The organism is Methanolobus zinderi (assembly GCF_013388255.1).
GTDB lineage: Archaea > Halobacteriota > Methanosarcinia > Methanosarcinales > Methanosarcinaceae > Methanolobus > Methanolobus zinderi.
In genome coordinates this window covers 431329-447045 of record NZ_CP058215.1, presented here as the reverse complement: position 1 = coordinate 447045, position 15717 = coordinate 431329, and the positions used below count along the sequence as shown (strand labels likewise).

13 protein-coding genes are annotated in these 15717 nt (G+C 45.4%); 6 read left to right on the top strand and 7 right to left on the bottom strand.

What is annotated here, in order from left to right:
* Positions 1-58 precede the first annotated feature (58 nt).
* Complete coding sequence (locus tag HWN40_RS02210; protein WP_176964228.1) at positions 59-769, bottom strand: RNA ligase partner protein; 711 nt, start codon at positions 767-769, stop codon at positions 59-61.
* Positions 770-1163: 394 nt separating this feature from the next.
* On the opposite strand from HWN40_RS02210, the gene HWN40_RS02205 reads away from it, so the two are divergent.
* Positions 1164-3242: a methyl-accepting chemotaxis protein gene (locus HWN40_RS02205; RefSeq protein WP_246275954.1), complete on the top strand. Its 2079-nt coding sequence runs from the start codon at positions 1164-1166 to the stop codon at positions 3240-3242.
* 25 nt (positions 3243-3267) lie between these two features.
* On the opposite strand, the gene HWN40_RS02200 is transcribed toward HWN40_RS02205, so the two are convergent.
* Positions 3268-5508, bottom strand: a complete 2241-nt coding sequence (locus HWN40_RS02200) for a CDC48 family AAA ATPase (protein WP_176964226.1) — start codon at positions 5506-5508, stop codon at positions 3268-3270.
* A 101-nt stretch (positions 5509-5609) separates the two neighbouring features.
* Positions 5610-6308, bottom strand: coding sequence for a (5-formylfuran-3-yl)methyl phosphate synthase (locus HWN40_RS02195; protein ID WP_176964225.1), 699 nt, complete (start codon positions 6306-6308; stop codon positions 5610-5612).
* A gap of 44 nt (positions 6309-6352) precedes the next feature.
* On the opposite strand from HWN40_RS02195, the gene HWN40_RS02190 reads away from it, so the two are divergent.
* Entirely contained in the window at positions 6353-7060 is a 708-nt protein-coding gene (locus HWN40_RS02190) for a HisA/HisF-related TIM barrel protein (RefSeq protein WP_176964224.1), read from the top strand.
* Positions 7061-7093: 33 nt separating this feature from the next.
* Positions 7094-7327, top strand: a complete 234-nt coding sequence (locus HWN40_RS02185) for a hypothetical protein (protein ID WP_176964223.1) — start codon at positions 7094-7096, stop codon at positions 7325-7327.
* Between the two features lie 11 nt (positions 7328-7338).
* Here the strand turns inward: HWN40_RS02185 and HWN40_RS02180 are convergent, their stop codons facing one another.
* Complete coding sequence (locus HWN40_RS02180; RefSeq protein WP_176964222.1) at positions 7339-9555, bottom strand: PAS domain S-box protein; 2217 nt, start codon at positions 9553-9555, stop codon at positions 7339-7341.
* A gap of 167 nt (positions 9556-9722) precedes the next feature.
* On the bottom strand, positions 9723-10334 hold the full coding sequence (tmk, locus tag HWN40_RS02175; protein ID WP_176964221.1) for a dTMP kinase: 612 nt from the start codon (positions 10332-10334) through the stop codon (positions 9723-9725).
* Positions 10335-10626: 292 nt separating this feature from the next.
* On the opposite strand from tmk, the gene HWN40_RS02170 reads away from it, so the two are divergent.
* Together HWN40_RS02170 and polX are read left to right on the top strand one after the other, a co-directional pair.
* Positions 10627-11301, top strand: a complete 675-nt coding sequence (locus HWN40_RS02170) for a DUF166 domain-containing protein (RefSeq protein WP_176964220.1) — start codon at positions 10627-10629, stop codon at positions 11299-11301.
* Between the two features lie 29 nt (positions 11302-11330).
* Positions 11331-13055: a DNA polymerase/3'-5' exonuclease PolX gene (polX, locus tag HWN40_RS02165; protein ID WP_176964219.1), complete on the top strand. Its 1725-nt coding sequence runs from the start codon at positions 11331-11333 to the stop codon at positions 13053-13055.
* A gap of 375 nt (positions 13056-13430) precedes the next feature.
* On the opposite strand, the gene HWN40_RS02160 is transcribed toward polX, so the two are convergent.
* Positions 13431-14855 carry a methanogenesis marker 14 protein gene (locus HWN40_RS02160; RefSeq protein WP_176964218.1) on the bottom strand — a complete coding sequence of 475 codons (1425 nt, stop codon included), beginning with the start codon at positions 14853-14855 and terminating at the stop codon, positions 13431-13433.
* Positions 14856-14864: 9 nt separating this feature from the next.
* Positions 14865-15257: a thioredoxin gene (gene trxA / locus HWN40_RS02155; protein ID WP_176964217.1), complete on the bottom strand. Its 393-nt coding sequence runs from the start codon at positions 15255-15257 to the stop codon at positions 14865-14867.
* 285 nt (positions 15258-15542) lie between these two features.
* On the opposite strand from trxA, the gene HWN40_RS02150 reads away from it, so the two are divergent.
* Positions 15543-15716, top strand: coding sequence for a hypothetical protein (locus HWN40_RS02150; RefSeq protein WP_176964216.1), 174 nt, complete (start codon positions 15543-15545; stop codon positions 15714-15716).
* Position 15717 lies beyond the last annotated feature (1 nt).

Here is a 15717-nt window from a genome sequence, read left to right as displayed (position 1 = left end):
CATTTTCCTTGGTTCTACAATTAGTATAACAATGTGATGTTATGAGACTCAAGAATGTTTAAACTTCCGAGTCCTCGATGGGAATGATGTTTGCTTCGGAAGCATGTTCCAGATATTCCCGCAGTATCATAGGGAAGGTGCTTGCCGGAACAAAGCGTACCCCGAGTTCCTCAGCCCATTTCTGAATTCCGAAATCACTTGCAACCACCGCAGCGTCAAGCTCCTTTGCAAGGATGAGAACATCAATATCAGGAGCACTGTCAAGTATGCCATAGCGCATGGCAGAACGATACTTGTTCCTGAACTTACCGATATAACCCCCGATAACCTTCCTTTCGATATCAGCATCTATGTCCTTTTTGTCATTGGCTTTTGTTGTTATGAACAGGCATTCCGTGGAAGAATCCCATATGTTTTCTTCTGCTATTGTCATCCCCTTGTTTATACGTTCACGCATGTAGGACACGTACTCATGGAAGACTTTTGAGGGGATCTGCACGTTATATCTGTCAGGGGCTTTTTTCACGAGCCATGTATCGATCTTTGCGATCACATCCTGATCACAAACATTGTTCTGTGCGAATTCCTGCATTTCAGTATACACCGATGGAAAAGGCACATAACAACTTATACCAAGCTGCAGCCTTGCTGAAGCTATCAGCTCCAGAATCTTACGCATCCCGCCACACATACTTTCAATGCCCATTTTCTCCCTTGCCTGCAGGTCGGTCAATGCGGTGGTATCCAGAACAAAACGCTGTCTTAACATGAGATTCCCCTTATTCGATAACAGTGATTACAAAATCGAATGGTTTTATAGATTAATATATGCACCGGGCTTAAAGTATTTTTGCTAGTTGGCTGACAAACTGGCAAACAATACCAAACAGATCCTGATATTGAGTTAAAAATTAAGTATATAAATGTAACGATTTTAAATTTTCATATCTAGTATATGTATTTTACTGTTCATACTATCTTATAATTACTACTTAAAAGAAAAATATAGTAATTATTAAATATAAAAAATCACTACTAACCTCTGATATAGATTACAATAATTTTATAGTCAAGTTGAATTAGAAGGTATTCGCATGAATTTACAAAACTTAAATATCAAAAATAAATTACTTATATATATTGTGGTTAGTATCACTTTGCTGATGGCCATAAGCACGTATGTGATTGTCGACAAAGTGACCGAGCAAGAAATTGAATCAGCAAAGGTCCAGACCGAAAGCATGGCCCAGAGTTATGCCTACAAATATGACGGTGATATATATTCGAACAAACTGCTTGCAGAAACCCTGGCAGGCACCATGGAGAATTACGAAAGCAGTGATCGGGAAGAAGTGAATGCAATACTTAAGAGCACACTTGAAGAGAATCCCGGTTTGCTGGGTACCTATGTGGCGTATGAGACCAATGCCTTTGATGGTAATGATGCGGATTTTGTAAACACGGAAGGACATGACAGCACAGGAAGATTCATACCCTACTGGAGCAAGATCGATGGATCCGTAGCCCTTGATCCTCTTGCAGGATATGAGACAGATGATTATTACCAGTTGCCCAAATCCCTGAAAGATGATGTTATACTGGAGCCTTTCATGTATGACGGTACCATGATGATCAGTTATGTATCACCAATAATGAAGGACAATCGCTTTGTGGGAATAGCGGGAGTGGATGTAGCTCTTGATTATATAGACGATGAAGTGTCCCGAATAACAGTATTTGATACAGGTTATGCATTCATGGTAAGTAATTCCGGCGTTTTCATGTCTCATCCTACTGAAAAAGAATGGATAGGAACAAAATCCCTCTCCGAATTCAATAATCCGAAAATGGACCAAATGGCAGAGGATATAAGAAACGGAGCAGGAGGACGTATAGAAGGAGTTACTGATCCTACAACCGGCAAGACGGTGAACATGGTATACCAGCCTGTGGAAACTTCCGATTTCGGTTTTGTCCTTATGGTCCCTGAAGAAGAGATAGTTGCCGGAGCAGTGGCCCTGAGAAACCAGCTTATAGCAATATCAGCCGTCGGTATTATTGCCATGGCAGGAATTGCTTTTATTATAGCAAGATCGATAACAAAACCAATCAACGATATTGTTTCGGATTTCAAACAGATATCAGAGGATATGCTCAACGGAAGACTCGATACGAGGGCAGATACCAATGTGGGAATTGATTTTGAAGCTATCCCGAGAGGCCTGAACGAGATCATGAGAACGCTTACAGAAATCATAAGCTCGGTGAGTACAAATGCCCGGAACGTAGCGGTAACCTCTGAAGAGATGTCCGCATCAATCGAGCAGATCACAGCTGCTACTAACCAGATATCCCAGACTGTGGGCGATATTTCCGAAGGATCCCATAACCAGTCCTATAAGACCGAGGAAGTCGCAAGGGCAATGACCGACATGACCAATAATGTCCAGGAAATTGCCAGCAATGCTCAAAAGGCAGCAGAATCAGCAACTTCAACAAGTGATTTTATCAAAAATGTTGGTCATCAGTCTGAAAACATGCTGACCCAGATGAATGCGATCAGGCAATCAACAGGCAGTTCGGCAGTTGCGATCAGGGAACTTGATGCCAAATCAAAGCAGATCGAAGAAATTGTCAACCTGATTACCAACATTGCAGACCAGACAAATCTGCTTGCACTCAACGCCGCAATTGAGGCTGCAAGGGCGGGAGAGCATGGGAAAGGTTTTGCTGTAGTCGCAGATGAGGTCAGAAAACTTGCAGAGGATTCCGGCAATGCAGCAAGCCAGATCGCTGAACTTATCCTTGAGATCCAGTCCAGCACAGGCATAGCAGTAGATTCCATGGAAGAAGGCACTAAAACCGTAGAATCCGGTGCAAATGCCCTGAAAGAAACTGTTGAAGCCGTCCTTAGTATTGTAGAGGAGAGCAGTAAAGTGGCCATTATGGCACAGAACATAGCAGCCGCTGCACAGGAACAATCCGCATCAATCGAGGAGATCACAGCATCCGTGGATGAGGTAGCTTCTATCTCCCAGAATGCTGCTTCCGGAACTGAGGAAACATCCGCAGCCGTGGAACAACAAAGCGCCTCCATGCAGGAGCTTGCCACAAATTCCCAGGAACTTGCCGGTATGGCAGCAGCCATGCAGGAAATGGTAGAGAAGTTCGTGCTCTCACAGGAGGAACTGGACATCCAGCCGGATATGCTTCCGGAGCCAAAGAACATGAAAGGACTTTGAAAAGTCCTTTTTTCTTTTTTAAAAATCACTGATAGCCTGTACCTGCATCCAGATCAGGCATTTTTTCCTCATCGTTTGCCGCATATCTTGCAAACGCCTCGGATGCCTGCTCATAGAAGCTCATGGCCGAGCGGGAAGTTGTAGGTTTAACACGTTTTATGGCCTTGAGGAAATGTTCTGAGCTTATTTTTATGTCTGCCAGCCTGGACTTGATCTCTTCCCGGCTGATCCCGGGCGTGATAAGCTCACGCAGTGCCAGCATGGAGGCCTCACGGCAGATCGCCTCGATATCAGCACCCACATAGCCGTCTGTCATATCCGAAAGCTCATGGACATCCACATCATCTGCAAGCGGCTTATCCTTAAGGTGTATGCCAAAAATAATCTCCCTTCCCTTCTTGTCAGGTGCACTTACATAGATCAGCCTGTCAAAGCGACCCGGACGCAGCAGGGCGGGGCCCACGATGTCCGGCCTGTTGGTAGCTGCCACTATGACCACGTCCTTAAGCTCTTCCACACCATCGATCTCGGTGAGGATCTGGCTTACCACCCGTTCGCTTGCATGGGCATCGGTGCTTGAGCCACGCTCAGATGCCATGGCATCGATCTCATCAAAGAATATCACAGTGGGAGCTGCCTGCTTTGCCTTGCGGAAGGTCTCACGCACCGCACGTTCGGACTCCCCGATATACTTGCTGAGCAGCTCGGGACCCTTGATACTGATAAAATTAGCTTCACTTTCGGTTGCCACTGCCTTTGCAAGCATGGTCTTACCCGTACCAGGCGGACCAAAGAGCATGATACCTCTTGGTGGTCTTGTACGCACGGCATCAAATATCTCCGGGAACTTCAGCGGCCATTCCACGGACTCTGCCAGCTCCTGCTTGGCATTGTCCAGCCCGCCTATATCTTCCCATTTTACAGACGGTACTTCTACGAACACCTCACGCATTGCTGAAGGCTCGATGTTCTTAAGTGCCTCATCGAAGTCCTTCCTTGTGACTATGAGCTTTTCCATGAACTCCGGTGGAATCTCATCCTCCACATCATCGATCTTAAGATCCGGGAGCAAACGCCTGAGAGCATGCATTGCTGCTTCCTTACACAGGGAAGATACGTCAGCACCCACAAAACCATGGGTCATCCCCGCAACTTCCTCGAGGTCAATATCATCCTCCAGTGGCATGCCACGAGTATGCACAAAGAGAATCTGCAGCCTGCCATCCGCATCAGGTATGCCGACCTCAATTTCCCTGTCGAACCTGCCGCCCCTGCGCAGAGCCTCATCTATGGAATTGGGGCGGTTGGTAGCGGCTATCACGATAACCTTGCCTCTGGAGGTAAGCCCGTCCATAAGAGAAAGTAATTGTGCGACCACCCTGCGTTCCATCTCACCCACGACCTCGTCACGTTTGGGGGCTATGGAGTCGATCTCATCGATAAACACGATGGAAGGAGCGTTCTTTTCGGCTTCCTCGAATATCTCCCTGAGTTTCTGCTCGCTTTCCCCATAGTACTTTGACACGATCTCAGGGCCGCTTACCGATACAAAATTGGCATCTGTCTCGCTTGCAACCGCCCTTGCGATCATGGTCTTACCCGTCCCAGGAGGACCGAAGAGCAGAACACCTTTTGGCGGATCGATGGAAAGCTTCTCGAACAGTTCCGGGTGCTTGAGAGGCAGCTCGATCATCTCTCTCACAAGCCCTAGCTCACGTTTGAGACCACCTATATCCTCATAGGTGATCTGCCCCGCAACACCTTCCTGCACCACAGTATTTTCCCTGAGCTGTATCTGGGTGTTCCTGCTGACTATCACGGGACCGGATGGCTTTGTTGTCATTACTACGAAAGAAATGGGATTATTGACCGTCTCAACCCTGATGGTCTGTCCTTTTGTAATGGGACGACCCTCGAGTATCCTGAGAATAAAACGTGCGCCTCCGACAAGATGGGTCTCCCTTGTGGGTGCCAGGACAACCCTGTCAGCCTCGTTTACCGAAACCTTTCTGACAGTTACCCAGTCATCTATACCCACCCTGGCATTGGTCCTGAGATTTCCGTCTATCCTGACTATCTTCTTACCTGCATCGTCCAGGTAGCCGGGCCAGACAATTGCATAACACTTCTCCTTGTTCCCGATCTCAACGATATCGCCGCTGATAACCCCTATGCTCTGCATGAGGTCCTTATCGAGCCTCGCAATGCCCCTGCCGACATCACGCGGATATGCCTGTCCCACATTGACGGTAATCTCTTCGGTCAAATTGAATCACCACGGTAGAAGTATAAAGCATCTGCTAAAATATTAATGGTCAGGCGGGATTAAAAAATATACCGGAAAATAAAAGGCGAGATGAGAACAGCTCACATCTCATTTTTCAGCTTGACAACCAGTTCTTCCTGAATGCAGGAAGTCCTGTCGCCTCCGCATACCATGCCGCGCACACCGATAATATCGGGATTGATGCGTCTGAGCACCGGAAGGTCCTCGAACTTCAGCGTGCCTGCAAGTGCGGATTCAAGGCCCTGCTCACGGATGGCACCTGTGAAACGGGTGAGCTCATCTTCGTCCATGAACTCAAAGGTTGAGCGACCGTCCTTGATACCGGTATCGACCATTACAACATCCACGCCTGCCTGTGCACCTATTGCCGGAAGCAGGTGCAGGGAGATAGAATTGATCCTCTTGTAATCGGAATAGCCTGATACAACAACTTTCTTATCGGGATCCAGATCCTTGACCGACTTTGTTATATTGGTCAGCATCTCAAGTGCCTGTTCCTCTGTCTGCACATCATAGAGACCAACCTTGATGTAGTGCGCACCGGCAACGGCAGCACCCAGGGCCGCAAGGGATGCGGTACCCGGCTTAAAGTTGAAGTCCCCGATGGTCGCACTGATGGGTTTGCGGGAATCAATAGCGTCCTTCACAGACTTAATAACCCAGGGAAAATTGGCACCCAGTGAGCCTTCTTTGGGGTTTTTAACATCAATAATGTCAGCACCACCTTGGTGTGCTGCGATTGCCTCTTCAGGGCTAATGGGACTGACGAGTAATTTCATTGTATAACCTCTTTTTTATAGCATGACATATGTATGAATTAAATATGTTTCGTATCCTCTTAGTTCTTGATATTTTTAACAGGACAGTTGTGCACGCACAGGGTGGAAACAGGCATGAATATAAGGCCATCCACTTTTCCAGCCGCATATGCAACAGTTCGGATCCTATTAAGGTAGTTGAAACTATAAAACCCCGTGAAGTATACATTGCCGATCTTAACCTGCTTGAGGATATCGGCAAGAGGGAAAAGAACTTCGAAGTCATGGAAGACATCGCCAAAAAATCCAGGACCATGGTGGACCCCGGGATCAGCTCACCGTCAGAAACGGATGACATCCTGGAGATCGTGCAGACAGTGGTACTTGGAACCGAAACAGCCTCACTTGAAACTATCAGGGAAGTAGCCGCCGCACATCCCGGACGCGTGGTGGTAAGCATTGATAAGAAAAATGGAAAGATACTCAGCAGCGACCCTGATATGCCGGACGATCCCTTTGAGATCGTGAGGATACTCAATGATCTTGATCTGCAGGATATAATAATACTTGACCTTGACAGGGTCGGTACGTCAAGTGGTGTGGATTCACAATTCTTAAGTAAAATAGTTTCCATCTCAGACCACAATGTGCTTCTTGGCGGGGGAGTCCGCAATAAAGAGGATATTGAGACACTCGAGCGGATCGGTATTAAAGGAGCCCTTGTGGCAACAGCACTTCATAACGGATCCATCCCCCCGGAAATGGTACAATAGATTTACTGATAATCCTGTTATCACGGTGTAAATATGGCAGATAAAGAAGATAATATAGAAGTAGGCGAAGGTTACGCAGAGATAAAGATGGGAGCAGGCTGGTACCTGACAGTAAGCCTTGCCTCAAGCGAGAGATACGAGAACGAATACATAGAGATCGCAAAGGAGAGGGGCGGACAGAAAAAAGGACGCTTTAACCTGAATCCAAAATACGCACGTTCACTTGGCGAGGCACTTATCCAGTTTGCCGATAAGAACGAACTCTGAGTTGATACGGGTTACAGGCAGCTTTTGCTGAATGTGACCCAGAAAACACTACCTTTTCCTTCAGGGTTGTCCTCAACCCCGTAACTTCCACCATGAAGTTCCATAATACGCTTAACGATTGCAAGTCCCAGACCAGTGCCCTTGACACCCTTTTTATCGAGACGCTTAAAACGATCGAAGACAAATAACTTATCCTCATCCAGGATACCGTCCCCCTGATCGCTAATGGTGACTTTGCATGTATTGTCATTATCATGAAAAGCAATATCTATCCTTTCGCCTTCCGGACCGTACTTGATGGCATTGGACAGCAGGTTAGCAAAAACCTCACTCACCAGAGGATTTACGGCATAGACACAGGGCCCTTCTGAAAACAGATTAACATCTATATTTTTGTCTGCAAGAGCCTGCCCGAAGTCCCTGACAACTTCTTCAAAGACAGCAACAAGATCTTCGTCGAAATAATCGATCTCATCAATAGAATTCAGTTTCTCATATTTGGAAGCATTCTCAATAAGCTCGATGAGTCTTTTATTACTGTCCTGTATCATCTTTAAGAGATGAAGCTTGTTCTCGTCATCCTCCATCTCCTCCAGTATTTCCGTATAGCCCTTGATGGTTCCTGCAGGATTTAAGAGGTCATGGCGAATAATATCAGAGAAAAGGTCCTTGAGACGATTAAGCTGTTCGAGCTCCTGAGTATGTTTTTTAAGTTCCCTCTCATTTTTCTTGCTCTCTGTTACATCCATAACCGTGAAGCTGATGGCTTTTGAAGGATTTTCCGGATAGATCGGGGTGGCACTGATCTCAACATCTATTATCCTGCCATCCTTCCTCTTTGCCTGTGTATCTATAGTTCCCACGCCGTTTTCTTTTATCCCCGATTTCAGGACAGCTTCCACATCGCTGTAGGTATCATCTATGTCGAAAAGAGAACGTATGCTCCGGCCTGTGAGCTCCTCCCCTGAGTAACCGAGTATCTCGGAACACCTGTCATTAATATCTTCGAACTTTCCGTCTTTTATTACTCCGATCCCCACAGGTGCCGATCGGAGTATACTTTCGATCCTTGCTCTGTTCTCATTGAGTTCCAGTTCTCTCATTTTTCTTTTCGTAACAGGTATAACTACCTGCATTGCGGCGGTAATGTTCCCATCACTATCCTTTATTGGTGTTGCAATAATCTCCGACCACATTGGATTACCATTCCTGTCGAAGCCTTGCTGTTCTCTTACAACCCTGTCCAGTCCCTTATCAAAAACTTCCCTCACGGCACACCCATCACAAACTTTTGACCTTTTGTTGTAAGCCCCATAGCATAACTTGTTCTCGACATCCCCGAATATATCCCTGAGCACATCGTTGGCCCATATGGTACGGAAATCACGCGAGATTACCGCAAGACCAAGTCCCATGCCGGAACTTATTCTCTCGAGGCGATCACGTTCGTCTTTCAGGGAGAGCTCTGCCTTTTTCCTGTCAGTTTTGTCAATCACAATACCATCATATATGAAAGAGCTGTCATCTTTCTTTTTAAGCAGGGATATCTCGTTTACCCAGAAGCTATCCCCTGACCTGTTCAAAAGCCTGTAATCATCAGAAAAGTAGACCCTGTCGGTCGTCTCAAAAGACTCAAAATCCGCAAGCAGCATTTTCCTGTCTTCCGGATGTACGATGTCAATATACTTTATAGTCCCCGATTCCAGCTCTTCTTTTGTATAACCGACCTGAGATATGTTATCGGATACGAAAAGCACAGGTCTTCCCTTTTCAGCAGACCACCTGAAAATGACAACAGGAATATCCTTTTCAACAGATACCTCTTTACTGGCACCTGATATCTCATCCAGTAAACCTTTTTCCCTGAAACCTTCTTCACAGATCTCCCCCACATAGCACACCATACCATCATAGAATCCCGAGTCATCAACTACCGGAAAAAATGTCACCGAACTCAAATTCAGCTCCTTTCCCCGATCTGAAAAGGGAATATTCTCCTCTGCGACCGTCTCAAGGGAAGATTTTGCTTCCTGGAAAAGTTCTTTGAGCTCATTCTCCCAGACAGGAAAGTGTTCGGAAAATACATGATCCAGGCCCCCTCCTATAATATCATCTGCCGAGACTTCGCAGATCGACTCCATTGACCTGTTAAAGACTGTAAAGCTGTCATTTTTATCTACAACAAATATCCCTATCGGGGAATTCTGTACAATATATGAATCAATCATCAATTACCCACGCCCAAATATATTCCGGACCCGACCCGGAACAATCAATACAGATTGAAATTGCGTATAACTATAATTAGGCATAATATATTGATCATATATTAAGAATCTTTTTATACATAAAAATAAGAAGATGCTTATAATAATAGATGGTAATAGACTTCATGTCAGCGCTTCAAAAAAGAATGTATTATATCAATAAGCTCTGCTTCGGTCTCATCTATACTCTTCCCCGCATCAATTATAACAAATGAATCAGGGTTTTCTTTCGCAAGCCTCAGATAGTTAGCACGCACACCTTCCAGAAAACCTATCTTCTCGAATTTGGTCTTGTCCCCTCTGCTGCCACATCTTGCAACCGCTGTCCCGGGATCTACGTCGAAGAGTATCGTAAGATCAGGTTCTATTGTCCAGTCCCTGTGTAAATTGCGTACCCAGTCCAGCGGGTCATCAAATCTGTCGGCAAGTGTCATCCCCTGGTATGCATAGCGACTTGCTGAGTAGCGATCGGATATGACATGCCTGCCACTGTCCAGTGACGGCCTGATCAGTTTTGATATATGCTCCGCATGGTCAGCGGCGAAAAGCATAAGCTCTGCCAGATGGTCCGTGTCCGAATGAATTGCACGATCAACAGCCTCGCCTATCCAGCTTCCGGTGGGTTCCCTTGTAAAGACAAAATCGGAAAATTCGGGATTTGAAGCCAGACGACCTGCAACCGTGGATTTACCTGAACCGTCGATACCTTCCAGAGTTATGAGTTTTCCCTTTGATGACATGCAGTACTAAAAAAGAGAATATTATATTTAGCCTATGTGTATAAATGTAATATTAAAGATTTGAAATTAAAGGCGCGAAACGTTCTCAGAACTGCACTGGAAACATCTTATAGGGAATTGTTCCGGGTTTTCCTCAAAAGTATGTTCGCAAACATTACACCTGAAGTATACTTTATACATATTGCACTGATCCATACTATTCTCCTCAAATAAAATACAATTTATTAATATAAAAATCCTGCCAAGGCATATTTAAATAAACAGAACAATCCCTCCCGGGGAAAAGATCTTCATGAGCACAATCGGAGTCATTACAAGAGGAAAGTACGGTAAAAGGCTTATCGAAACAATTCTTTCAAAAACAGAACTTGATGTTGTTTCCGCAGCTCTTCCTGAACAGCTTCCTGAGTTTATCGACGAACCCGAAGAATTTCTTGAGAACATAGACCTGGATGAGTCCGTATTCAAATCCGATATTCTGATAAGCTATTCCCTGCATCCTGACGTTACCGCTGGTATCGCGCACCTGGCAGGAAAGGCAGGTGTAAAATCACTTATTGTTCCGGGAGGAGCCGCAAAGGCTCCTGTGCATGAGCTTGAGCAGATAGCAAAAAAGTACGGAATGCATATCGAGATTGAGGAGATCTGCTGTACGCTCTCTGACAATCCAGCCATTTCGGATTTCACCTCAAAGCTTGCAAGACCCGAACTTGAAGTTAAGACTGAGAACGGCAGGATATCCGCCGTTAATGTCATAAGAGGTGCACCATGCGGAAGCACCTGGCATATGGCTGAAAAACTGATAGGTACAAAGGTTGAGGAAGCTCCCTCAAAGGCGGGACTGCTGATCCAGCAGTATCCCTGCAGGGCTGTAAGAGGTATTCAGGGCGGGATCCACAGGTCTGCCGATATACACAAAGAGACCATTGAAAAAGCTCTTGAGCTACAAAAGACTAAAAAATCCTGAAAGACAATAGTTCATCGGGAATGGTTGCAATGAATAATTTTGAGGTCGCTGCATTCTTCAAAAAAATGGCCTCATTACTGGAGTTCAGGGGAGAGAATCCCTTCAGGATAAAAGCCTACGAAAAAGCTGCAAGGAATATCAAATCACTTGATGAGGAACTCAGTGCCTATTATGACCAAAAAGGCCGTGTCCCGAAAATACCCGGCGTGGGACAGGCAACTAAAGAAAAGGTAGCCGAAATACTGGATACAGGCACCTTCAGAGAATACGAAGAAACTGTGGCAGATATCCCTCCGGGCATACTTGATATTCTGGACATCCCCGGTATCGGTCCGAAAACTGCAAAGCTGTTCTATGAAAGACTTGATGTCACATCCGTTGATGATCTTGTGAAAGCTGCAGAGCAACACCGCATCCGCAGACTGCCACGTATGGGACCCGGCAAAGAAGAAAATATCCTGCGATCCGTGCAACGCTATCTTGAAAACAGTGAAAGGAAAAGAACACCACTTGCAACCGCAGTCCCCATTGTGGAGCTGATCAGAGAAGAGCTGAATGCATGCCCCTGTATTAAAGAGCTTATTGACGCAGGAAGTCTCAGAAGAAGAAAGGACACGTTGGGAGATATCAACCTGCTTGCACTCTCTGATAATCCTGAAGAAACGCTTGACTGTTTTGCAAACCTGAGTGATATAACAGAAGTGATCGATAAGAATAATGATTTCTGCTCTGTTGTTTACAGGGGAGAAGTAAGGATCGACCTGCGTATAGTACCGGAGGAATCATTTGGTTCATTCCTGCAATATTACACAGGCTCGAAGAAACATAACAGACACCTCCAGTACCTTGCACTCCAGAGAGGCTACATTCTGAATGAATACGGTTTCACCAATACAGAAGCAGATGACACTATCAGATGTGAGGAGGAAAAACAGGTATACGATTTTCTGGGAATTGATTATCCTGTACCGGAACTTCGGGAGGACAGAGGAGAGATCGAGGCAGGCATGCAAAACAGGCTGCCTGAACTTATAGAGATAGGAGACATTAAAGGAGATCTTCATGTCCACTCAACCTGGAGCGATGGGAAAAATACTATTGAAGAGCTTGCCCTGGATGCCCGTGAGAGAGGATACGAATATATTGCAATTACAGACCATTCTCCATCCACGGCAATAGCCAACGGACTCTCCGATAAGAGACTCATGGAGCATGCAAGAGAGGTTGAGAAGGCCGATGAGAATATAGATGGTATAAGAATCCTTTCCGGTACGGAATGTGATATCAGATCCAACGGTAAACTTGATTACAGCAACCGCTTGCTTGAAAATCTCGATATTGTCATAGCCGCCGTGCATGCAGGTCTCGAGCAGCAGGAAAAAACAATGACAAAGCGCATGGTTGCGGCCCTTGAGGACGAACACGTGGATATTCTTGCCCATCCCACAGGCAGGAAGTTCGGGAAAAGGGGAGCCTATGATTTTGACCTGGAAAAAGTGTTCCAGACTGCCCTTGATAATGATAAGATACTTGAGATTAATTCATCCCCAAAGCGCCTTGACCTGAACGATACCCATGCAAGAATAGCAAAGGAAATGGGAATCAAAGTGGCTATCAACACTGACACGCACAGGCTTGATAACTTTAATAATATCAGATATGGGGTGGATGTGGCACGTCGCGCATGGCTTGAACCCAAAGATGTTGTGAATACCAGGAAACTGAAAGATATAGAATCCCTGCTTGGCATTTAGTTAAATATTTTTTTGCCCGTCTGATGGCGTTATCAACGCTTGAAAGGAAAATCAAAAAGTTTAAATTTACATCGTAGCAAATTAGTATTAACAAATACTGAGAGGTTGAGACCTAAAAGATAGCCAGTATTATTTATTGCTAGTATTTTTCTGTAAGTGGTCGAACATTTGTTCCCTTGTGATTCATGAGAGGTGCAATTGTGAAAAATTCCAGATCTAACAGACATGAGAGAATATTAAGAAATCACGAGATCGAGTTCCAGAAAGAAATGAAAAGACAGGAAAAGAGGAACAGGTTCTGATATAGATAACAGGATTTTTCTTAAGGTTTCTAAATAAAATGGCAGGACCTACCTGCCTTTGATCTCTTTACCATCACTTATTCTGTAACTTCATCCTCTGTCCGAGTATACATTTTCCTCCCCTGTGGCCACCAAGCGGATTGAACGTGGTACCAAGGGAATTCATGCACCTTGCCATGACAGCAGCGCCACGGGCAAGACCGTCGTCAACAAAAACCACATTCTCCTCGATGTTGCTGTTGATGCCCAGTTCGTGCAGGTATTTCAGGATCAGTTTTGGCTTATTACCCGTTATCCCGGCCCTCCCGGTAACACCTATGGCAGTATCCTCAAATACCAGACCCTCATCCTGTGCTACCTTTACAAGACGCTGCACAACCTTTGCCATGACCTCATCGATAACTGCAAAGAGTAATTTCAGGTCATGTTTCTCATAGATCTCGGCTCCGATCTCGGATAGTTTGTTCATGTCAGAGCCATTGTCTCCCACATCACAGCCGATAAGCACAACACCGATCTCATCTGCAGCTTCAGAGTTGACAGGAACACTACCGTATCTTTTGCGACCTCTGGGAACTTTTTCGATCAGGATGTATTCGTTTATACGGTCAGCATATTCCCTGATGGTCTTACCCTTTAGCATGAGTGTCAGGGAGCCAAGTGATACATTATCAGACACATCAAGTGCAGTACCCTTCTTTGAATCAACCAGGGCGGTCCCCTGTATGATCGCATCGGGAATTGCTCCGGCATAACCACAGAAGTTTCCTATAGTCTTTGCGTAAGGGAGTTCCGGGCCTATTACCCTGCCATCCAGGGTCGTACCGAAGTCCATTGAGATACAGGGATTACGGAAATCCACATCAACCCATTTGGCACCTTCCTTGATACCGGCTGTTGCAAGCTCTCCTTCCATCTCATTGGCAACGATCTCCACACCAGTGGCGCCTGTAGGTGGTGTTACACTTGCCACGGCGCCATCGAAGACGACATTTTCAAGTTTGCTGTGTTTGCGGAACTTTGCAGGGATATTGGCGAGTGCCATAGGAGGAGTCATGCGGTTTGGAGGCACACCAGCCATAAGACATCCTTCTGCCAGCGCCTTTATGAACTCACCCACCTCATCCGGAGTATCAAAACCCGCAACAACTCCGGTGGAGCGGACAACAAAGTGTATGTCTTCCTTGATATCAAGATTTGCCTTTTTGACTGCGCCTATCAGCGTATCCCTTACAAGTTCGGCCACCGATTGTCTTGTAAGCTCAACACCTGTGAGCGTCCTGCCGAATACTTCTTCTCCTTCCTTGGGCGGACGAACATCCCTGGTCATGCTGACGGTCTTTGTTACGAGTCTTGTTTTTCCGTCCTCCAGATTCGTGGCGGTCAGAATACATTTGGTGGTGGTGTTACCTACTTCCACAGAAGCGACTATGAAATAAGCTTTTGATTTAAGATCCAATAAACGGACGGACGGACTTTCTGCAATCCTGGGTTTCATATCTGAGCCTCACATGTAGGGTTGAAGTTTCTCCATTATACTCTGTTTCGGAACCGCACCTATTATCTGGTCAACAAGTTTTCCTTCCCTGAACACAAGCATCGCAGGTATGCTGGTTATTCCGAACTTTACAGCAGTCATTTTGTTCTCATCCACATTTAGTTTGCCAAAAACAACCTTACCCTGAAGTTCTGAGGCAAGTTCATCGATCACAGGTGAGAGCATACGACACGGACCACACCACTGTGCCCAGCAGTCCACAACCACAAGCGGGTATTTAGATACGGACTGATCGAGATCATTGTCTGTCAGTGTTATAGGGGATGCAGGGAACTGACGGCCCTGAAGGGATTTTTGTAACTCTTCCATTTTCCGTTGTCTGATAGATTCTAATTCGTCCATGATGGTCACCGTGTGAAAACAATATAAACTGCAGCAACAGATATTTCTTATGTGACTGTGGTCTGATAAATACCTGATGGGATATTTTCAGGAATGTTCATGCTTACATTTTACATTCAATACATTTAAGTTTTTGCATGGTTTTTCATTAATCATACACTACCGATATGTAGAACTTTATTTATACGAGAAAATGAAAATATCAGTAGGGAAATTTGTCTCAAAATAATAATTACTAATATAATAGATACATGATAAATATAAAGTGCTTTAAAAAGTGATATTATGTCAGGCAAAAAACAAAAACCGGACCCACCAGCCGACAGGACAATCTTTGACCAGAAATGTATCACCTGTGGCACATGGATGCAAAGGACAGTGAATTCAAGCAGGACCGGGGCAAAGACCTTTTCCTATTCCTGTCCCGAATGTGGACTTTCCTATACAGTGGATGAATAAG